The 20062-nt window shown below is 69.5% G+C and carries 23 protein-coding genes; 16 read left to right on the top strand and 7 right to left on the bottom strand.

What is annotated here, in order from left to right; translation table 11 throughout:
- The first annotated feature begins 267 nt into the window (after positions 1-267).
- Together BMY61_RS32435 and BMY61_RS32430 are read left to right on the top strand one after the other, a co-directional pair.
- Positions 268-582 (top strand): hypothetical protein, encoded by a 315-nt coding sequence (locus BMY61_RS32435; protein ID WP_042446502.1) that lies wholly within the window; start codon positions 268-270, stop codon positions 580-582.
- Between the two features lie 84 nt (positions 583-666).
- On the top strand, positions 667-1188 hold the full coding sequence (locus tag BMY61_RS32430; RefSeq protein ID WP_042446504.1) for a hypothetical protein: 522 nt from the start codon (positions 667-669) through the stop codon (positions 1186-1188).
- A 218-nt stretch (positions 1189-1406) separates the two neighbouring features.
- On the opposite strand, the gene BMY61_RS32425 is transcribed toward BMY61_RS32430, so the two are convergent.
- Positions 1407-1589 (bottom strand): hypothetical protein, encoded by a 183-nt coding sequence (locus BMY61_RS32425; protein ID WP_042446507.1) that lies wholly within the window; start codon positions 1587-1589, stop codon positions 1407-1409.
- A 368-nt stretch (positions 1590-1957) separates the two neighbouring features.
- On the opposite strand from BMY61_RS32425, the gene BMY61_RS32420 reads away from it, so the two are divergent.
- Positions 1958-2311 carry a hypothetical protein gene (locus BMY61_RS32420; protein ID WP_052438620.1) on the top strand — a complete coding sequence of 118 codons (354 nt, stop codon included), beginning with the start codon at positions 1958-1960 and terminating at the stop codon, positions 2309-2311.
- Between the two features lie 78 nt (positions 2312-2389).
- Here BMY61_RS32420 and BMY61_RS45475 read toward each other — a convergent pair whose 3' ends face one another.
- Positions 2390-2587, bottom strand: a complete 198-nt coding sequence (locus BMY61_RS45475; RefSeq protein WP_143094635.1) for a hypothetical protein — start codon at positions 2585-2587, stop codon at positions 2390-2392.
- Positions 2588-2709: 122 nt separating this feature from the next.
- On the opposite strand from BMY61_RS45475, the gene BMY61_RS32415 reads away from it, so the two are divergent.
- From BMY61_RS32415 to BMY61_RS46640, 3 genes are all read left to right on the top strand, one after another.
- The gene (locus BMY61_RS32415; protein WP_143094634.1) at positions 2710-3594 is read left to right on the top strand and encodes a hypothetical protein; all 885 of its coding nucleotides are present in this window, start codon (positions 2710-2712) and stop codon (positions 3592-3594) included.
- Positions 3595-3704: 110 nt separating this feature from the next.
- On the top strand, positions 3705-4142 hold the full coding sequence (locus BMY61_RS32410) for a hypothetical protein (RefSeq protein WP_042446513.1): 438 nt from the start codon (positions 3705-3707) through the stop codon (positions 4140-4142).
- Positions 4143-4431: 289 nt separating this feature from the next.
- Positions 4432-4602: a hypothetical protein gene (locus BMY61_RS46640; RefSeq protein WP_161791241.1), complete on the top strand. Its 171-nt coding sequence runs from the start codon at positions 4432-4434 to the stop codon at positions 4600-4602.
- Between the two features lie 252 nt (positions 4603-4854).
- Here BMY61_RS46640 and BMY61_RS32405 read toward each other — a convergent pair whose 3' ends face one another.
- On the bottom strand, positions 4855-5331 hold the full coding sequence (locus BMY61_RS32405; protein WP_143094633.1) for a helix-turn-helix domain-containing protein: 477 nt from the start codon (positions 5329-5331) through the stop codon (positions 4855-4857).
- A 497-nt stretch (positions 5332-5828) separates the two neighbouring features.
- Positions 5829-7019 carry a tyrosine-type recombinase/integrase gene (locus tag BMY61_RS32400; protein WP_075004155.1) on the bottom strand — a complete coding sequence of 397 codons (1191 nt, stop codon included), beginning with the start codon at positions 7017-7019 and terminating at the stop codon, positions 5829-5831.
- A gap of 239 nt (positions 7020-7258) precedes the next feature.
- On the opposite strand from BMY61_RS32400, the gene BMY61_RS32395 reads away from it, so the two are divergent.
- The 3 genes from BMY61_RS32395 (at position 7259) to BMY61_RS32385 (ending at position 9345) form a co-directional block, all read left to right on the top strand.
- Positions 7259-7678, top strand: coding sequence for an AbrB/MazE/SpoVT family DNA-binding domain-containing protein (locus BMY61_RS32395; RefSeq protein WP_042446521.1), 420 nt, complete (start codon positions 7259-7261; stop codon positions 7676-7678).
- The gene (locus BMY61_RS32390) at positions 7675-8097 is read left to right on the top strand and encodes a PIN domain-containing protein (protein WP_052438621.1); all 423 of its coding nucleotides are present in this window, start codon (positions 7675-7677) and stop codon (positions 8095-8097) included. The genes BMY61_RS32395 and BMY61_RS32390 overlap by 4 nt, the downstream gene beginning before the upstream one ends.
- A gap of 135 nt (positions 8098-8232) precedes the next feature.
- Complete coding sequence (locus BMY61_RS32385; protein ID WP_042446524.1) at positions 8233-9345, top strand: DUF4238 domain-containing protein; 1113 nt, start codon at positions 8233-8235, stop codon at positions 9343-9345.
- A 71-nt stretch (positions 9346-9416) separates the two neighbouring features.
- Here the strand turns inward: BMY61_RS32385 and BMY61_RS32380 are convergent, their stop codons facing one another.
- A complete protein-coding gene (locus BMY61_RS32380; protein WP_042446527.1) occupies positions 9417-10133 on the bottom strand; it encodes an ATP synthase F0 subunit B in 717 nt (238 codons plus the stop codon).
- Between the two features lie 454 nt (positions 10134-10587).
- On the opposite strand from BMY61_RS32380, the gene BMY61_RS45470 reads away from it, so the two are divergent.
- The 7 genes from BMY61_RS45470 (at position 10588) to BMY61_RS32340 (ending at position 17703) form a co-directional block, all read left to right on the top strand.
- Entirely contained in the window at positions 10588-11178 is a 591-nt protein-coding gene (locus BMY61_RS45470; RefSeq protein WP_042446530.1) for a hypothetical protein, read from the top strand.
- A gap of 425 nt (positions 11179-11603) precedes the next feature.
- Positions 11604-13496, top strand: coding sequence for a pentapeptide repeat-containing protein (locus BMY61_RS32370; RefSeq protein WP_236655979.1), 1893 nt, complete (start codon positions 11604-11606; stop codon positions 13494-13496).
- Positions 13497-13689: 193 nt separating this feature from the next.
- Positions 13690-14004: a hypothetical protein gene (locus BMY61_RS32365; RefSeq protein WP_236655980.1), complete on the top strand. Its 315-nt coding sequence runs from the start codon at positions 13690-13692 to the stop codon at positions 14002-14004.
- Positions 13994-14380: an AbrB/MazE/SpoVT family DNA-binding domain-containing protein gene (locus BMY61_RS32360; protein WP_143094631.1), complete on the top strand. Its 387-nt coding sequence runs from the start codon at positions 13994-13996 to the stop codon at positions 14378-14380. The genes BMY61_RS32365 and BMY61_RS32360 overlap by 11 nt, the downstream gene beginning before the upstream one ends.
- 10 nt (positions 14381-14390) lie before the next feature.
- Complete coding sequence (locus BMY61_RS32355; RefSeq protein ID WP_042446536.1) at positions 14391-14822, top strand: PIN domain-containing protein; 432 nt, start codon at positions 14391-14393, stop codon at positions 14820-14822.
- 1304 nt (positions 14823-16126) lie between these two features.
- The gene (locus BMY61_RS32345; protein WP_042446542.1) at positions 16127-17386 is read left to right on the top strand and encodes an NsdA family TPR-like regulatory protein; all 1260 of its coding nucleotides are present in this window, start codon (positions 16127-16129) and stop codon (positions 17384-17386) included.
- Between the two features lie 5 nt (positions 17387-17391).
- A complete protein-coding gene (locus BMY61_RS32340; RefSeq protein WP_042446985.1) occupies positions 17392-17703 on the top strand; it encodes a 4a-hydroxytetrahydrobiopterin dehydratase in 312 nt (103 codons plus the stop codon).
- Positions 17704-18082: 379 nt separating this feature from the next.
- Here the strand turns inward: BMY61_RS32340 and BMY61_RS32335 are convergent, their stop codons facing one another.
- Positions 18083-19291 carry an ISAs1 family transposase gene (locus tag BMY61_RS32335; protein WP_174514490.1) on the bottom strand — a complete coding sequence of 403 codons (1209 nt, stop codon included), beginning with the start codon at positions 19289-19291 and terminating at the stop codon, positions 18083-18085.
- Positions 19292-19444: 153 nt separating this feature from the next.
- Entirely contained in the window at positions 19445-19933 is a 489-nt protein-coding gene (locus BMY61_RS32330; RefSeq protein WP_042446546.1) for a YfbM family protein, read from the bottom strand.
- Positions 19934-20062: the final 129 nt, after the last annotated feature.

Here is a 20062-nt window from a genome sequence, read left to right as displayed (position 1 = left end):
CGCGACCAGGCCGAACGTGATCGACCCCGAGAAGGACGGACGGCCGAGAGGGGCCTCCGCCGACATGGTGCTCATACGAATCAAGCTATGCCCGACAGGCCAAGATCACCCTCCCGTGAAGTGACCGGGGCAATGGCCGAGGCGTTGGACAACGGTCCGTCCCGCTCCCCGTGTCCGGAGTCCGTTGTGCGTCTTCCTGCCGCCGCCGTTGCCACAGCCCTAATGCTGGTCAGCCCAGCAGCCGCGGACGCCGCCGCCCTACGGCCGGTGCAATGGGTTTCCGTCCAAGCGGTCGCTGGAGACTCGACATCATCGGGGGTCGCCGACTTCGCCGTCACCCGCGAGCGCGGAGGCTTCCGGCTGATCGGCTACGTCCGCGCCGACCGCGGCTGCGTCGACCTCCGCGCCGTGAACATGCACCTCGGCACCTACTTCAGCCACGACTCGATCCGCCGGACCTGCCGGGCCGGCCAGCAGGTCCAGGTGAACGCCTGGACGCACCACACCGACGTCGTGCTGACCGCGATCGTCGACGGCGGACCCGACTGGGACTCGAAGATCGTCACCCTCACCGGGGGGTGAATCGGAGCATCGGCCACGGCCTGGGCCCGGGGGTGCTATCCGTGGCCCCAGCGCAAACCGAGCACCGACCAGGGAGAAGGCAGAATGATCGACTCCGTCCGGGCACTGTACGACGCCCTGCAGCACGAGGCCGAGCTCTCCGAGGAGGTGAGAGGGGAAGACCAGACTTGGGAGTGGCCGACGATCCTTCGGCGAGCAGCGGACGACATTCGCCTCACCGAGAGCAGCTCATCCGTCCTGCGCGGAGCCGCCTACGCGCTGTGGTCCGTCGACTATCCCCGGAGCAGCAGGAGCAGCCTCCTCAGGGCCGTCGCCGAAGCCCTCGACGGATTCGACGAGTTCGAGGACTACGCGCGCAACATCACCGCCGCGCCGCCCTTCACGTGGCCGGACGAAATTGCGGCGGCGCCCTTCACCGACATGGGCTCCGACAATCCCGCCTGCGTCGTCGCCATCGCCGCGCTCCGCGCCATGAGCGACGCCGCGGCCACCCCGGCAGTCGGCGACGGGTGCGACTGGGGCCACTGCATGCGCGAGGCCGCACGGCTCGCCCGGATCGCGTTGCAGCTCGAAGAGGCGGACCCGGCGACGCCACAGCCGCATTGACGCGATGGGCCACATGACGTTACCTATGCCGGTAGGACTCGACGCTACCGCCGAGGTAGCGACGACCCGTGCACTCCGTCTCGGCGGAGAAGAGAGGGTCGCCACCCCGTCCGGTCAAGGAGAAGGGGCGGCGACCCGGAGCGTGATCACCTCGATTCAGTTGGGCGAGGTACCAAGGGCCCCGGCGTTGGAGCGCCGGGGCTCTTCACATCCCGGTGTCAGATCTGATGCTCGATCCACTCCCGCGCCTCGTCGATGAGGCGGTTCGCGGTCACGCTGTGTCGGTCGTATAGGCCGTACAGCGTCGTGCTGATCTTGACCCAGGTCCAGACTCGGGCCCACGGGTTGCGCTTCGGTTCCTCGCGGTCGTCGTTCCGGTCGCGGCGGTGTCTGCCGGCCAATCGGACTCCCGCAGGTCGCCCGCCCCGGTCCACACGGCTGTGACCGGTGGCGAGTTGAGCTGAGGAGAATCTTCGTAGGCCGAACCGCGCCTGTTCAAATCCTTGTCAGAAAAAACGTCCGTCACCTTCGACGCATGGTCAGTGGATCAACGCTCCGTAGTCGGTTATTGCTTCGGTTATTGCTCAGCGTCGATGAGACACGGTGTCAAATCGGGCAAGTTGTCACATTGGGACACCGGCTGCGGGGGCCCTCCCAACCCTCGGCCACATGGTTAGTGACCCGTCTCGGCGTGTGACCCCGGACGCGTTGATCTCCATGCCGGCGTCGGCGTAGAGGCCGACGCCGATGCCGGTCTCGGGGGGCGTGTGTGCAGTGGGCTTCCGTTCAGGACGACCAGAGGTGGTCGTGGACCGTATCGTTCTCTGACCCCGCAGGCACGCGGAAAGACCTCAGTCACGAACGGGTACTTGAAGGGCTGACACGTCTCGTCTACGGCGATCACTCCAGCTCGACCGGTTTTCAGCTCCTGGCCGTACAACAGTGGTTCACGGAGCCGACCGAAGCCCGGCGGGAGCTGAAGCTGTCCGCCCCCGACAAGTCGTTGATCTGCCAGCACGCCCTGTACGAGAAGACCGTGTTCCCCACGGGGGAGAACCTCTTCGGGACGAAGCTGGACCTCTTCGAGGACCAGCGGCCTGACGCTCACTCCACCGAGGCCTGAACGTCTCCGGCGTTGATATCGCCGAGCGACGTCGGCGGCGCGGCGCCGTCAGGCGCCACACCACCGACGTCGCTCGGATCAGGCGCCCAGGCCGAGATCCTTGATCAGCACGCCTTCCGCCAGCAGTAGCCGAGCCAAGTTGGCCCCGGACTGTCGCGCCTGGTAAGCGCGCAGGTTGTTCATGCAGGTCTCCGCGTCGATCACGATGGTGACCAGGTGGTACAGCGCGAAGGCCATCGCGACCGGGGTCACTCCGGGGGTAGTCTGCTTCGCCACTTCCGTGCTCCTTCCATGAGGATGATGTCGCCTTGGATGGCGGCCCTACTCTCACTATGTGGCTTGTGCGACGTCACATGGAACCACCTCAGGTGGGGCACTTGCGTGTAATCTCCATAGCCATGAGCGCGATTACCGGACCGGCGACGATCGACCAGCTCGTCGCGGACGCGGCCGCCGCCGGATACGCCCTCACGACACGTCGGATCCGCGACTGGACCCAGGCCGGCCTGCTGGACTACCCGCAGCGCCGTCCAGCGGGCAAGGGGCACGGATCGCACGCCGCGCTGTACGAGGAGTCACAGCGGCACCTGCTGCTCACGCTGCTGCACCACCGTCAGAGCGTGAGCATCCGGGGACTGGCCCAGATCCCTGTAGCCGTGTGGCTGTACTGGGGCGACGAGTTCGTGCCGCTGCGGCAGGTGAGGGTCGCCCTCAAGACCTGGCTCGGCGACCCGAGGGTCAGCCGACCGCGAGCACGGCAGTCCGCCAAGGACATCCTGAAACAGTTCGACCACCCCTCGGCAGCACCGGCCGCCCGTAAGAAGCTCTTGGACCTGGTCACGGACGCCGCCTATACCGGACGAGTCGATCTCGCCGCCCTGGAGCGCACCCTGCGCGACGTCTTCGAGCCAGGGTTCGGGACGTTGCGCAGGGGGCTCGGTCACCCCAGTGCCCCGCTCGCCGTCGACTCTTACGTGGGGCTGATCGACGCCCGCCTCCGGGCTACCAAGAACCTCGCCCGTGACGAGTTCACCGATGACGACTTCCGCGCGGCGCGGACCGCTCACCTCATCAACCACGTGCAATACGCCGCCGAACAGCCCGTCCTCGCGGCGACGGCGCCAGCCGGCCATGAAGACCTCTACGCGCCCATCACCGCGGAAAGGGCGCTCAACGAATCCTGCGATCACCTGCTGACTGTGCTGGGCCTGGGAATCATCTACCCCGAGCAGGCAGCAAGGTTCGCCTGCACGCCTTCGCCGCATGTCACCTTGCAACCGTGACAGAGCTGGAAGCTCGCACCGGGGTTCCGACCCAGCGGTGCCAGCCGGACGGGTGACCGACCGGAACGCCCTACGTGGTCTGCGTAGGGGCGACGCCTACGGTGCCGCCCATGCAGACACCCATCACGGTCACCACCGGATCGACGGCGACGGACGTGACGACCGCCGTCGCCACCTGCTTCGGTGCCCTCGGCACGGTCGGCGCGCTCCTGCTGGCGCTCAAGCTGTGGCGGAACGACGTCGCAAGAGCCCGACGCGCCCAGGCCAGCACTGTCCACGGTTACAAGGACGACGGGATGTACGTCGTCGAGAACAACAGCAACGGCGCTGTCTACGACGTCAAGGCGCCCCGCACGGGGCAGCCCGTCGTCCCGTTGGCGGGGATCATCCCGGTGGGCGGCAAGGCCGTGGCTGCGGTCGACGACGGCGAGCCGGAACGCCGGGGCGAGAAGAACCCGATCACCTTCTCCTTCACCGACCAGGCCGGGGTGCGATGGACGCGCCACCGCGCTGGCGGTCGTCTCGAGGAGGTGCCGAACGACCTTTAAGCCGCCAGGGCCAGCGAAGAGGTGGCGTAGCCGGGCAACACCGGCAGCCGATCGGCGTATGCCGCCACCTGTGGGTCAGAGTAGATATCCACAGGGGCCATAACGCCACGACCTGCGACGACCGCTGACGGTGCGGAAGATCGCGACAACGATCGAGGGTGTTTGCGAGTGACTCGCTAGGCTTATCCCCGCTTCCCCGTTGGACCAACGGATGAGGCGCGCGGTTCCGGATGTCCTTGTCCGTGCCCGTGCGGCTCAGCTGTTGATCCAACTACCCAAGGGCGGGGCTATGACTGAGCGCAAGAGCCGGAACCGGAAGACCCGGGCGAAGAACGCCGGGCCGAGCCGGGACCGCTCCCGCGATCAGGACGAGAGCCGCACCAACCGCATCCGCCTCGCACAGACCGCTGTCGAGGCCGCGAAGTTGGCCTGGGAGATCGGCAACCGCTTCTGGCGGTAGCCGGCCTTAAAGGGGAACGGCCCGAAGGGTTGCCGCCCTTCGAGCCGCTCTGCGGCCGCTCATCGCGATCAGGGGCCTCGCGCCGATCCATTCCACCGGTAGGCGCGGGGTCCCGTTGCATGTTGCTATATCCGATCAGACGGATCCCCCGCATCGTAGCGCGCCCGAGTGCGACAAAATGGACATTTGCCATTACCGCTTGTCAACCTTTTTGGTTGACACGCTTGCGGGCGCTCGCCTCGGCCGCCGGGGTCAGCTGGCGATGCCGCCCTCCCTGATCCGGTCGAGATACGCCTGCAGCGCCTCGGCAAGAACTCGTTGCCGGCGCGGGGATACCTGTACCGCCTCCAGTTCGTGGCTGTCCATGAGCCGCTGGACCTCGGCGGGCGGCAGCCGCAGGACTTGCCCGGCCTCCTCGGGCGTGACCAGCGACAGCTCACGCAGGGGGGAATTCGGTGACAGGAAGGTCTGCAACTCCGGCAGCGCCTCATCCAGGCCGTCGTCGGCGCCGGTCTCCGCGGCGGCCGCGCGGAGCCACGAGTCGGCGGCGCCTTGCTTGAGGGACTCCCGGTCCGCGCTGTTCCGTAGCAGGCCGACCTCGGTGAGCACGTCCAGCAGCGCGACCACGAGCTGCTGGGAAGGGAGCCGGACGGTTGCGAACGCGTCGTACACCGTGCTGTGCGAGGCCGGCGGGGACATCACGCCCTGCCGCTTGATCATGATGGCCATCTGCCGGGAGCTGGGGCGCCCGGCCCGCAGGTGGACGTGATGCAGGAGAGCGTTGAGCCGCGCGGCCGCGCGGCTCGGAAACGCATCCGCCGGAGGCTGTGCTAACCGCCCCGGACTCGCCATCTCGGCCCCCTCGCTGCTGGCTGGTGTCAGACGCTGTCTGTCAGCGTCCCACCGTGTCCGCGACTGCCGGAAGAGGGCCGATCCGGACCGAAGATGTTGAAGAAACTGCAGGTGAGAGGTGGTGTCTGCGCATACTGATGTGACATCAGAAACTCATGGAGCGAAAGGCACCGAAGTGTCACGCAAGCACCGCGCGTCCCATAGGCCTCCTGCCGGTCCCGGCCGCACGGGCCGACCGCCCCGGCCCCGTCGGCCCGCCCGCACGACGACGAGCCGCGACGAGCTGGCCCAGGCGGCCTTGCGTAGCGCGTGCGGCGGCGTCGCCCGCGCACTCGTCGAGTGGGTCCTCGAACAGATCGACCCGCACCGCTGACTCAGGCGTCCGGGACCGGCGTCTGATCTGGACGGGGGGAGACGGCGGCGAAGGGGTTCGGCCGCTCGCCGTCCAGCGGGCGCACGTACACCTCCTCCGCGGTGTGCGAGTCCTCCCGCCAGCGGCCCGCCCGGTTCAGCGCCTTCCCGCGCACCCCGGCCTCGGCCAGGTCGGTGGCCGCGCCGGCGCGCACGCCCTGCGAGGTCACCTTCGCGGTCTTGGTGACGCCGGCCTTCGCGGCCAGAACCTGGACCCGCTCGCCGATGGCGGCGGCGGACAGCCGGGCCTGCGGTCCGTCCGAGCGGGCGCGGGCGGTGAGCTTGTCGCCGGTGGACAGCTGCCGGAACAACGGGCCGCTGGTGATCCCCTGCGCCTTGAGCCACCCGATCCAGGCGCGCAGGCGGCGGACCGGCTGCAGGTCCGGGCGGTCGTGCAGGCGGACCAGGTCCAGGCCCTCGCCGTCCTGGTGGGTCTTGTCGGAGCCGAGGTCGATGACGACCAGGTGGTCCAGCACCTCGGTGTACTCGAGGTCGATGGCGGCGATCTCGCTGCGGCGCGCGAGCATCAGGTACATCACCGCCAGCAGCGCGGCGTCGCGCGTGCCGGTCGCGGTGGTCTCGTCGATCGCCTCCAGCATGGCCAGCACGTCGTCCAGGCGCAGCGCCGGCGCCTGCCGCTTGCGCGCCGCGCGCGGGTTCTCCCGCCGGTAGGTCTCCAGCAGCTCGGTGACCTCCAGGCGGTCGGGCCGCATCCCGGACGGCTGCCAGCGCCAGACGTGGCCGAGGTAGATGCCGACGGTATTCGCCTTCAGCCGGGGCTGCTGCCGCATCAGGTGCCCGGCGTACTCCAGGAACGTGGCGTCCGTGCAGGGCCGGGCGACCCGGCCCTCGGCCGCGCACCAGGCCTCGAACCGGCGCACCGTCGCGTCGCGGTTGATCCGGGTGTTGGCCGACCCGGCCCGCCCGCGCCGCTTCGCGGTGTCCTCGCTGATGCGGAAGTCCGCCTCGGTGTAGCGCGGCAGGTCCTCCACCGTCGGCGGCAGCTCCCCCGGCTCCAGCACCGTGTGCCGGTCCACCAGGTAGCGCGGCCCGCCCGGCCGGCGCGGCTGCGCGGGCACCACCGCCGCGGACCAGTCGGGCCCCTCCTCCACCAGCTCGGCGTCGACGATCTCCTCGCCGTCGCGTCCCGTCACGAGCACTCCTCCGCCTCGGGGCGCGCCGCATACCCCTCAGGGGTGTGCTGGGCGTGCGGCCGAAACCATGATCGAATTTACCTGCGACAACGCAAATTATAGAGGGAAGCCTGTGTGGGTAAGGCGGAAAAGTGTGGGACAGACTCCAGAAGGTGTACCCTTCTGCTAGTTCGAGGCCCTGCGCCACCAGCGCCCCACACCAGGAGGCACTGCGGGACCGAAGACCGAAGGAGACCCACATGACGACGCTGACCACACCGGAGAGCCTGACTCCGGCGTCGAGGACCAAGATCGGCCCACGCGGCCGGGTGACCATCCCGGTCGCTCTGCAGCGCGCCGCCGGCCTGTCCGAGGGCGACGACGTCGTCATCCGCGTCATCGCACCCGGGGTGTTCACCCTCGAGTCGGTCCAAGCGGTCCTGGACCGCATCCGCGCGGCGATGCCGGCGGCGCCGGAGGGCACGACCTGGGACGCTACGGCCGAGATCCGCGCCGAACGTGACGCGGAGGACGGGTCTTCCTCGCTTCTCTTTGGGCGGGACGCCGACGAAGGCGGACTCCTAGCTGCGGCCACCACCGCAGACAGGGGACCAAATGCGGATTCCCCCGCATCTGGACCGCCCGACCCGGGCCCCGACCTCCTTAGGAGACTGCTTTGACCACCTCCTCCCTGCGCGCCGTCCTGGACGCCTCCGCCGTCCTCGCCCTTCTCCTTCATGAGTACGGCGCGCACACCGTGGAGCGGCTGCTGCCCGTCTCCGCGATCGGCACGGACAACCTCACCGAGGTGCTGATCCGCTGCCATGCCCACGGCTACCAGCGCCCCGATCTGGTGGCCGACCTGCAGGGCCTCGGTCTCCAGGTCGTCTCCGCCACCGCCGTCCAGGCGGCCCGCGCCGCCGAGCTCGTCCACCTCTCCAGGCTGGAGAAGGACCAGCACGCCGGCCGCAGCCTGTCCCGTGCCGACGGCCAGGCTCTTGCCCTCGCCGAGGACCTGGACCTGCCGATCGTCACCGGCGACCGGCTCTGGGCCGAGCTGCAGCACCTGGTGAAGGTCCAGATCGAGCTCTTCCGCTGAACCGTCGTGGGGCCCGGGGCAACTGCGGTCGGGCCCCACGACATCCGGCAGCCGCGAGGCGCGGAAGCACGGTCGAAATGCCGTGGTGGCTCCCGGACCCGGTTCGGATACTGGAGCGGAACCGGAGGGGTGCGCATGGCGCAGTGGGACGTGGCGAGTGCCGACCCGCAGCAACAGGTAGGGGCACGGCACCACACCGTGCCCGCCTTCTACATCCGCAAGTTCGCGAACCAGGAAGGCCAGGTGTGGGTGCGCGACCGCAGGCGCCCGGAGGCTGGCCGCAGTAGGTACACCGACCTGGCGATCAAGGACTTCTACACCTTCACGAACCTGGACGGACAACCGGACGGAAGACTGGAGCAACTGCTGGCCCAGGTCGAGAGGGCCGCCGCGCCGGCCCTGGACCGACTCTGCAGCGGCGTGACGTGGAATGCGCCGCTGAGCATCGAGGACCGGGCCAGCATTGCAACCTTCGTGGCGTTCCAGCTGGCCCGCGGTCAGCGCAAGCGCCGTGAGGTCGAGCTGCAGGCAGACCTGCTCACCCGCCTGCAGACCGTCAACCCGCCCGGCGAGCTAACCCGCGCGGCCCGCGCCGAGTACCGGCATCGTCAGGAGCTCTGGAGCGTGCACGAGGTCGTCCCCGACCCGAGTGAGCACCTCAAGCTCATCGGCAGCCTCGCCGCGAACACCTTCCGCCACCTCGTCGACCGGCCGATCGCCGCATTCACCCTTACCGACGCCGCTCTGCTCAGCTGCGACGAGCCGGTCCTGCTCGTGCAACCCGAAGGTGCACCTGGCCCTGTAGCCCCGGATCCCCCGGCTCGCCGACTGCGCAGCCGGCGGCGCAAGGGCGTCCGAGTTCCCCGCCGACACGACCAGGTGATCCACATCCAGAACCCAGCCGGAGGGATCCTCACTGCCGAGACGGTCCTCCTCCCCCTTGGGCGACGCACCGTGCTCGCCTTCGGCGCCCCTGGCACGCAATCCGACACGGACACCAACATCCAGCTCTCGGCGGAGGACAGTCGCGAGGCGGCGGCACAGGTGAACGAACTGGCGCTCTCCAGGGCCTACTTTTTCGCCTTCTGCCACCCCGAGGACCAAGACCTCCTCGCCTCGCCCCTCCCCGAGGTCGAACCCCTCCTTCGTGTCGGAGGAGCCCACGACGAACACAAGATCGTTGCTGCGGCCGTTCCGAAGCGCCTCCAGCCTGAGGTCCACGGACGCCGCCAGTCCAAGCGCGGGTAAGCGGCGGGGCCCGGTCACCGTGCCGAAACCGACCGCCCGTGGGCCCACGATGAGCTGGACCAGGACAAGGGCTAATCCGGCTGTGCTCGCTTCCGCCGCCCCCAGCGGGGAGAACCTGTCGCCGGGGATTTTTCAACCGCTTCGGGGTCCTCCGCCATGGCTCCGGCGCCTGGACGGGACTCAAAGGCTTCGAGGGCTGTCAGAACGTCTTGGACTCTCGCGATCTCGGTGTTGATGTCCTTGCGCCGGTCGACTAGCGCGTCGAGTTCAAGGCGGCCTTCTTCGGTCATGCGTCGCGACTCCTCGCGCGCCTCCTCCAGGACCTGCTCTGCTGCCGCCCTGCCTGCCGCCAGCAGACTCTCTGCCTCTTCGACGGCGTTCTTGATCGCCTCGTCTCGAAGCTTCGCCGCTTCTTCGCGGGCGGCCTGGAGGATTACCCGCGTCTCTTCTTTGGCGGCACGTCGTGCCTTGTCGAGAATGACGCTGGCCCTGACTTCCGCGGCGGCTTCTCGCTTCAGCGCGGTCGCCTCACGCCAGAGTCTCTTGATCTCTTCCAGGCGCTCCCCGTCGGTGGTCAGGAGGGCTGCAAGGCTGATCATGTAGTCGTACCTGGGAAGGCGGCTGCCGTGAATGACCTCCCCGACCCCGGTAGGGGAAAGTCGGCCGCCCGACAAGGCTCTGAGGTCGCGATACGTCGGAGTGCCCGCTTCGATGTAGAGCCGTTCCACTGCTCTGGCGAAAGCGGCAAGGGCCTCCGCAGCCAGATTGCTCGCGTCCTGGGCCGCCACTCGACTCCCCCCTCGGGATCCGCTCGGACCAGCGTAGGAGCCGTCACCGGTGAACAGCGCACGTTTGCGTAAATCCCCGTACAAGCGCCTTGTCCGCTGAGATACGCCAACGTTTCCCCGGAGACGGCCAGTTCCTCATGTGTCCGAACCTGAGCCGGGCTTGTGCGCCCTGCTTGAGCGGTCGGCCAGCCTCACGGTCAAGTGGGTAGCGCGCCCCTACCACTCACAGGGGCCGCCACCAACGCCCGGATCTTCGCCACCGACGCTGTCCCTTGTTCTCGTGTGTGCCGCAGGAGGCGAGGCACGGAACCGTCGGATTGGGGTGTTGGTGGGACCCGGTTCTTGCCCTCAGATGGGCCCAGCCCGCGAAACGGCGAGCCCGACGGCATTCAGCGCCGTCGATCTCGTCTGCGGTCGTACCTGACCCATCCGTCTTGAGAAGAGGAACGCACCGATGCAGTCCAACGACGAGCGCGAGGACCTCGGGTCGTCTGCCGCGAAACCGTCCCCGGGCCACTGGCTGCCGACGGGGTGCCTCGGCATCGGCACCGTTGGCACCGGCTCCCTGGCCTTCACCCATGCCCGCGGCTGGGTCATCGCGGTCGTGGTGGCGGTCAGCGCCGTCTGCGCCCTGCTGGCCGCGCTGGTCCCGCAGGAGTCCCAGCACAAGGTGGACTGGTGGCGTCTGATCCTGGAGCGCCGGCGCACCCACGTCCAGTTCCCCGACGTCACCCCGGTTGCGGCGGTCGAGGCGGGCCCGCCCGCCGACGGCAGCGCAGTCGATCCCTCGTGCGCGCCCGCGTCGATCGCTGGAAGCGACAGGAGCCGTATGCCGCGAGGCAAGCCACCCCGACGGCGGCGACTGCCTCGCACGCCCGCGTCGCAGCCGCCCCGTGGGGGGCCGCTGTGCGGCCAGCGCACGGCCGTCGTGCCAGGGGGGACCTCGACCGGGACCCCCTTTCGTACCGCGAGCTGGCGGCGCCGGTGGGCCTCGGCCGGCTGGGCGCGGCCCTCCTGCCCGTCAGACGGCCACGTGTGCTCCTGATCGACGAGACGGGCAAGAGCAACCTCGACCTGCCCAACGACCTGCCGTGCTTGAGGACGGTAGCTGGGCGCGGGCGGCGCAGAGGGGGCGGGTCAGCAGTGGGATCCGTCGTACCACGGCCGTGAGCCCGGGCCGGTGGCGGTGAGCCGACGTCCGGTCAGCGTCAGCTGCCAGTCCGGGTGCACGGGCCCGGTGGCCGCCTGCGGGGAGCCGGTCCAGCCTTGGTCCGGCTCGAGCACTGAGGGGCCGTCACGTCCCGTGGCGGACGGCGGACCTTGCCCAGCGCCCAGCCGCGCGGCTGCGGCCGTCGCAGTCCCGCCGTCGACCGGTCACAACCAGGTAGGGAGGCATGCGGCGGGTCACGGCCGTCGTAGTAGAACACCGGTATGACAAACCCGCCCGCACCCACAACCCCGTCGGCTGCCGTGAGCGCGCCTCCCTGGGCTCACTGCGGGGACGGGGCGAACCCGAGCGACCCAGTGGGCTGCAGGGGCATCGCCGTCCCCGGGCACACCCGCTGCCTCCCCCACCTCCTCCCGGCCGACCAGAACGCCTACCTTGCCGCTCTCGGCCCGGGCGCCGACATCGACCTCAGCGGCACGACCCTGGACGAACAACTGCTCACCCAACTCCTCACCGCTCTGACTGACCCCGCCACCAACAAGCCCGTCCTCGGCAAAGTCGACTTCGGCTGGGCCACCTTCAGCGCCAATGCCTTCTTCGGCTCGGCCACCTTCGGCGGTGACGCCTTCTTCGGCTCGGCCACCTTCGGCGGTGACGCCTTCTTCGGCTCGGCCACCTTCGCCGACAGAGCCGACTTCCACACGGCCACCTTCACGGGCACAGCCGACTTCCGCTCGGCCACCTTCACCGACAACGCCAACTTCGGCTTTGCCACCTTCACCGGCAGAGCCGACTTCCGCTCGGCCACCATCACCGACAACGCCAACTTCGGCTTTGCCACCTTCAGATACGCCGACTTCGGGGCGGCGACCTTCACCAGCGGCGCCGTCTTCGGCTTTGCCACCTTCAGATACGCCGACTTCGGGGCGGCCACCTTCAGCGACGGTGCCGGCTTCGGGGCGGCCACCTTCAGCGACGGTGCCGACTTCGGGGCGGCCACCTTCAGCCAAGACGCCGACTTCGGGGCGGCCACCTTCACCAGCGGCGCCAACTTCCGTTCGGCCACCTTCACACACCTTCAACGACTCGGGCCCATGCTCGGGCTCACCGCCCTTGACTTCGACGGAGCCCGATTCGGCGGTCCCCAGGTCGTGGTGGAGGCGGCGGCGCCGCAGATCCACTTCGACGGTGTCCTCTTCTCAGGCACGGCCTCGCTGCGGCTCCGGTTCGCGGCCGTGTCGTTGGACCGGGCGGTCCTCGCCGGTCCCACAGCTCTGCAGGCCTGGCCGACTGCTTTCCCGTCGCCAGAACATCGTCCGCTCGACGAGAGCCCTCTGGTCGACCAAGGACACAGCCCTGGCGTACGGCTGGCCAGCCTTGAAGGGGTCGACGCCGCCCACCTGGTCCTCACGGATATCAACTTGACCGACTGCCGGTTTGCGCGGGCGTTTCACCTGGACCAGATCAGGATCGGATTCGGCTGCACATTCCAGGGTGTCCCGACCGGCTGGCGACGGCGCGGCCCGGTCGCACTGCGCTGGTCGCCCCGGAGGACGCTGGCCGAGGAGCAGCACTACCGCGCGCTCAGCGCCGGCGCGCTGGGGGCGGGCTGGACCCAGGGCCCGCAGCACCCGGACGAGGCGGCGACGCCGGGAGCGGACGACCTGGCAGGGCTGTACCAGCAACTGCGGAAGGCGTTCGAGGATGGGGGCAACGAGCCGGATGCCGCGGACTTCTACTACGGCGAGATGGAGATGCGCCGGGTCGACCCGCTCCGTCCGCGGGCGGAGCGGTGGCTGCTGTGGCTGTACTGGCTGCTGTCCGGGTACGGGCTGCGGGCGTCTCGCGCGCTTGCCTGGCTGGGCACCGCGATGGCCACGACCGCGCTGGTGCTGATGCTGGTCGGACTGCCGAACGCGGACCCGCAGCCGGTCATCTCCGGCAGCGACCGGGCCGGCACTGTCAGCGTGGTCAGCAGCATCTCCGACCCCGCCCTCACCCTCCCGCTGGGACAGCGAATCACCCAGGGACGCCTGCAGAAGGCCGCCCTGGTCGTGGTCAACTCCGTGGTCTTCCGCTCCAGCGGACAGAACCTCACCACCTGGGGCACCGTCGTCGAGATGCTCTCCCGCATCAGCGAACCGGCGCTGCTCACCCTGGCCGCACTCGCAATCCGCGGCCGCGTCAAACGCTGACGGCCACAGCACTCGTGGGCGCGGCAGGCCCAGGCACCCGTCGCCAGCACGTTGTACATCGGCTCGGTCGCACTCGTCGTCAGCGCGCTGGCAGTGTGGCATGCGAGCGCTCGGGGAGCGGCCGACAGCTCCCTTGACGCAGCTTCTTGGTTGGCAACCTTGAATGCCAATCAAGAAGCTGTATCTTGATTACATGACTCCCAGCGAGAAACTCCCCCGCCTCATCCCGACCGGACACTGCTGGTGCGGCTGCGGCACTCAGACCGGCATCGGCTCCTTCTTCGCCCGCGGCCACGACAAGGTCGCCGAGGCGGCGCTGATCGCCGTGCAGTACGGCGGCTCCGTGCCCCAGTTCCTGCATGCCCACGGCTACGGCCCCCAGCACTCGGTCACCCACGACGCCGTCGAGAAGACCGACTGGACGACGTGCACCCACTGCGACTACACCGGCGCGCCGGCGAGCGTCGCCAACCACACCCGCAAATATCACCTCGACCATGCCGGATAGCTGGAATAGGGTCGTGCGGCCGGAGGGCACACCGCCGAAGATCGGCCCGCGCGGTCGGGTGACCATCCCGGTCGCCCTGCAGCGCGCGGCCGGGCGGACCGAAGGTGCCGAGGTCGGCATCCGCGTCGTCGGCCCGGGAGGGTTCACGATCGAGTTCGTCCAGGCCGTCAAGGACCGCATCCGCGCCGCCGCGCCCAAGGCGCCGGCCGGAGCCCCCTACGACGCCGTGGCGGAGATCCGAGCCGACCGGGACAACGAGGACGGGACCGGAGCCGAGCGGAAAGCCGGCGCTGTGTACGAAGCCGCGCGGCTTCATACGGATCGGGAGCAAGCCGGACCGGCGAGGGACCACCCGATCCCGGTCCTGACCTGTTGAGGAGACTGCTTTGACCTCGTCCTCCCTGCGTGCCGTCCCGGACGCCTCGGCCGTCCTCGCCTTCGTCTTCGACGAGCAGGGCGCGCACGCCGTGGAGCAGTTGCTGCCCGTCTCCGCGATCGGCACGGACAACCTCACCGAGGTGCTCGTCCGCTGCCACGCCCGCGGGTACCAGCGCACCGGTCAGGAGCTGGCCGCCGACCTGCAGGCCCTCGGCCTCCAGGTCGTGAACGGCACCACCGCCGACCAGGCGGCCCGCGCCGCTGAGCTCGTCCACCTCTCCAAGCTGGAGAAGGACAAGCACAACGGGCGTACCCTCGCCCGCGGCGACGGCCAGGCCCTTGCCCTGGCCGAGCGCCTCGGCCTGCCCGTCGTCACTGGCGACACCCTCTGGACCGAGCTGCAGCACCTGGTCCAGGTGCAGATTGCGCTCTTCCGCTGACGACACCGACCCGCCGCTCCGGAATTCCGGTCGGTGGGTCGCCGCCCGGGCCTGAGGCCTTACAAGCCGTCAGCTTGTCCATTACGTAATGGTAGGAGAGGCCTCTGACACCCTGGGAAGTAGCGACAACGTTTACTCCCTCACGACATGCGGGCACAGCTCCCGCTGCTGGTAGGAGCCCGGGACTCCCGTCCCGATGGCATTCCAGAAAGGCACGGCGTAGACCAGGTGCCCGCCCAGGGTGTGCCAGGACAGCCCGGGATTCTCAACCCGGAGCCGGGTCAGGCCCGCGGCTGCCAAGCCCAACCGCTGGAAGGGTTCGTGAGTGGCTGGCTGCTCGACCCACCCGAGGCAGCAGCGGGAGCAGACCACGTAATCGACCTCGAAGACCGGCTCGCCTTCCAGGTATACGGCACGCCAGCGCCAACCCCGGCGGTGAGAGGGCGTGTCCTGCCACGGGGTTCCGAGGTCGGGCGAGATGTATGGGCCCTGTCGGCGCCCCAGACGCCCTCGAGTCAGCCACTGCAGGACGGCTCGTAACGGCTCGCGCCCGGAGTCCCGGCCGACACTGTCCGCCTGGGAGACGAGGGCCCGGGCCGCTCGCCGTTCCTCTTCGATCGTCATGCGGCGCAGCCTGCCCACTCTCCTGTGCCCGGACACGTTGCGCGGGACGAGCGCCCCCTGCGGGCCGACGGGCGCTCTCGGGGCGCGCCGCCTTCCGCCGGTCTCAGGCGCGGGAGCACCGCCGAAGAGGTGGCCGTCATGCCGACGGGTTGCGCTGAGCCTGCTGATGCAGAGCGGTGCCGGGCCGGTGGCAGGGACATCCGCAGGGGCGCAGGCCGCTGTGCTCGACGTCGCCGGCGTGGGCGATGAACGAGCCGGGGCACACGGCGTGCAGGCGAGGGTGGGTGTCGTCCCGACAAGCCCCGGACCGCCCGGCCCTCGGCCCGGTCACAGCCCCGCCGCCCGCTCTGGGCCCCCGGTCTGCTGATGGCAGGCGCAGGCGCAGGGGACCGCGACCCAGCCGAGGACCCGGTCCCGGTAGCCAGGCGCGTGGCACATCGCGTGCAAGTCCGGCCAGCGGTCCGCTCCAGTGCGGCACTCCGGCGTCGCGTAGCCACGCCGCAGCGGCCCGGCCCCGACGGCGATCCTGCCTTGAGCAGCCGGTTCTGTGGCGATGCGGTCACGGCGCGTATCCATACACGGCATCATGGCCAGCAGAGCGTTCCGGCCACGAGGTACGCGAGCGGCAGCTCACCGTCATCTCCGCGGCATCAGATCGGCGAACCGTGCGGAGGCGCGCCATGGCCCACGACACTGAGCGGCATGCAGGAAACGACGCGCTCCGGGCCGCCCGTCTCAAGCAGGGCTGGCGGACCCAGGAGGCCGCTGCGGACCAGGTCAGCCGTGCGGGCCGCAGGGTGCTGGACGACCCTCACTTCACCGTGGCGGTGCGGACCTACCGCAGCTGGGAGTCGCCCCGGCCGCCGTGGCCCAGAGCCGACTACCAGTCCGCCCTTGAGGCCGCGTTCGGCCAGCCGCTCACCCGGCTCGGCTTCACCCCGCCCGAGCACCTGCAACTGCCCGAGGCCCAGGACGACGTGAACCGACGCGCCTTCCTGAGCGCCACCGCGGCCGCGCTCACCGCCGGACCGGTCCCGCCCCGGCATGTCGACCCGGCCCTGATCGGCTACTTCGAGCAGCAGCTGGAGGGCCACTACCGCGCCGACATGATGCTGGGACCCCTTGACCTGATCGGCACCGTCGCGGCCGGCTTCGAGCTCATCGACAAGCTCTCCCGCAACGCGGCCGGCGACACCCGGCACGGTCTGCTGCGTGTCGGTGCCGCCTACGCCGCCCTGGTCGGGTGGCTCTACCAGGACGCGGGCGACCTCGCCGCCGCCGCGTTCTGGCGCGGTGTCACCGCCGAGATAGCCGCCCGCTCCCGAGACCCCCAGCTGGTCGGCTACGCCCTGGTCAACCACGCGAGCGTGCGCACCGACCTGGGCGACGGCAACGGCGTCGTCGACCTGTGCGAGGCCGCCCTGGCCGACCCACGACGCCTGGCCCCGAAGGTCCGCGTGATGGCCCTGCAGCAGCAGGCCCACGGCGCGTCCCTCGGCGGAGACCGCCAAGAAGTCGACCGCCTCCTCGACCAGGCCGACCGGCTGGTCCGCCGCGTCAACGATGACCTCCCCTGGGGCAACGCCTGCCGCCGGACCCCCGGCTACCTGGAGATCCAACGCGCCACCTGCTACGGCCGCCTCGGCCTCGTCCGTGAAGCGGCACAGCTGTGGGAGCAGATCATCGAACCCGCCGCCGTCGTCGGTCGTCGCGACGCCGGTGTGTGGCTCGCCCGCCACGCCACCGCCTGCGCCACCGGCCAGGATCCCGACCAAGCCCTGGCCCTCGGCGAGCAAGCCGTCCAGATCGCCGTGGAGACCGGCTCCGCGCGCGTCCGCCGCGAACTGCGCGGCCTGGCCCAGCAGATGTGGCCATGGCACGATGCCCCGGTGGGACAGGAGATGAGCGGGCTGCTGGCCCGCGTGGAGGGGACACCGTGAACGTGATGTCGGAACGCGAGATCGACGAGCACCTCGCCGGCCTCCCCCACTGGACCCGAGACGGCGACACGATCACCCGCCTCGTCACCCCGATCCGCTACCACGCAGGCGTCGCCCTCATCGTCCACGTCGCCGACCTATCGCGGCTCACCCACCACCACGCCGACATCAACCTCAGCTTCGACGGCGTCCGCTTCACCCTCACCACCCACGATGCCGGTGGCGTCCTCACCGACGCCGACTTCCTCCTCGCTGAACGCATCGACCAGGTCGTCACAGGCCACTCCGCAGCCTGGGACATTGCCGCGCTCAACTGAGCGCGGAGGGTGTGACTGAGGCGAGGCCACGGACAGCGACGGAGAGCGAGAGGCGAGATAGCCCTCCACGGGCCCGGACGGGCTGCCAGAGCTACTGAGTCAGCAGGAATGGCAGGCGCTGGTCGACTACCACCGCCCTGACTAGCGGCACTACTGGGCAGTCCTGCGGGAGCACCCCGCCGAGCTCGGCATGATCGTGGCCGGCTTCGGGCTCCTCCAGCTGCTGGGCAGCCAGATGCCGACAGAGCTCGTGATCCTCGGATAGGTGGCCACCATCCTGGGGACCGTGGCCATTGCGGTCAGCACAGTGATGGGGATGCTCGAGGTGTACGAGCGGCACACCCAGGGCGGTGTTGTTCAGGGGATCTGTCCGGTTTGATCACGTGATGCCGAGGGTGGCCAGCGGTCGGGTGGCGTCTCGGCCGTGCTTGCGCAGGCCAGCGGCGATGTTGTCGCAGCCGGTGAGACGTAGGGCGCCGATGGCCAGGTTGCGTAGTGCCGCCATGGCCCGGGGCGAGGTCCCGGTCCGCACGCGCGAGGCGTCCTCGGCGAAGGTGGTGTCGCGCACGTGGTGGATCTTGTTCTCGATGCCCCAGTGTTCGCGTACACGGTGCGCGATCTCGGGAGCATCGGCCTGCTCCGCTGTCAGGTCGGTAACTGCGTAGACACGTTCCAGGGTGACCTTGCCGGCGGCGACGATCCGGCGACGGCGCACGATCTGCACGGCCTGGGCGGCGTGGGGGAAGTCGAGGCCACGGGTGACAGTGGCGGTCTTGACGCGGCGGATCTCGTCACGGCCGTGCTCTGTGGCACGGGTCCTGTCCAGCAGCGGAACGTCCCGCCAGGGCAGCTGCTTCAAGTGCCGGTGCAGCAGCGGTTGGTTTCTCTTGATCACGGCGATGTAGTGGGCTTTCTTCTCCTCCACCAGAAAGCGGGCGTGGGCGGTCTGCGAGTGCAGCGCGTCGAAGGTGACCACGGTGTCGGCCAGGTCGAGCTCGGCGAGCATCGGCCGGAAGACGGTGATTTCGTTCGTCTTGGAGTCAACCTCGCGCTGGGCGGTGACCAGGCCGGTTCCGGTCATCGCGGCCAGCAGGTGGACCTGGGTTCCGTCGGTGCGGCGGGCACCACGGATGGTCTTGCCGTCCACGGCCAGGGAACGTCGGGGCTGCTCGAGCGGGTCCTGACCGGATGGCGGGCGGTCGGGGTCGCGGGCGGCGAGCCAGGAGCTGATCGCTGTGTCGAGCGCGTCGCCGTCGATGCATTGCAGGACGCGACGTACGGTGGCCTCGGCGGGGGCGGTCGGGCCGCTTGGTTCACGGTTCGGTCCGCCGAGGGCGGTGAGCACGGTGGCCGGCGCGTCCGCGGCCCACTCTGCGATCGCGGTCAGAGATCTCGCGCCGGCCAGGACCGCGCAGGCGGCCAGGGCGAGGACAAAGGTGAGGGGATGGCGACGGCCCTTGGCCCGGCGCGGATCAGGCACCGTGGCAAGACAGTCCAGCAGGCTGGAGTGTTCTTCGGCGGCGGAAAGCCGGGCAACAGCGAGCTGGCCCAGACCGGCGGGGATGGGCGATGATGAGCGGCCAGGCACGGTCTTCCGTTGCGGTGATCAGGGACTCGACACCTCATGATCACCCGGAGACCGTGCTTGCCTCCGATCCTGGGACAGCGCAGCCGGCTCGGGCACATGAGCTGTCATCAAGTCGGCAGACCGACTGAACGACGCTGCCCCGGTTCCGGAACCCTACTGGCCGACCGTAAAGATCACGTGGCTTCCTGCGTCCGCTGCCTGCCGGAAGAAGACGACCAGGTCGGTGAAGTTCGCCCAGGTGTAGGCGAAGTCCTCGTCGCCGAAGTTCGGCCCATAGTCTTCGACGTCGATGCGGTCGTAGCCTGCTTTCAGTGCCTCGCGGTCGACATCGGCCATGGCGTCGGCGACATCGCGAACCCGATCCGGAGTGAGCAGGCTGACGATGTAATCTTCACCTTCATGAAGCTGTACGCCGCCCAGGATCACAGCGTTCAGCGGGTAGAAGCCCTTGGCGTAGCCAAGGTAACCGTCGGTCAGGCTGCGATGGATGGCGTCCCACGCCTTGTCGGTGTCACAGTGGCCGACACCGATGCCCTCTTCCTCAATCTCCTCGACGAGCGCAGCAACCTCATCGTCATCGGCAGCCGCGAGCAAGCGATCGGCGGTCTCCGCATCGATGGCGAAGTGGACTCCCAGGCTCATACGGCACACCGTACAGGGGCAGCAAGACCCCTCACGTTCAGCTGATCACAGTCGGCCGCGCACGTCTGTCGGGCCGCGCGCCGCTCAGCGACAGCCAGGAACTCATGCCACATGGCCAGGCCGGATGTC

It is taken from the genome of Streptacidiphilus jiangxiensis (assembly GCF_900109465.1).
Lineage (GTDB): Bacteria > Actinomycetota > Actinomycetes > Streptomycetales > Streptomycetaceae > Streptacidiphilus > Streptacidiphilus jiangxiensis.
Note: the sequence above shows the minus strand (reverse complement) of the source record. Positions and strands in the feature narration are given on the sequence as shown.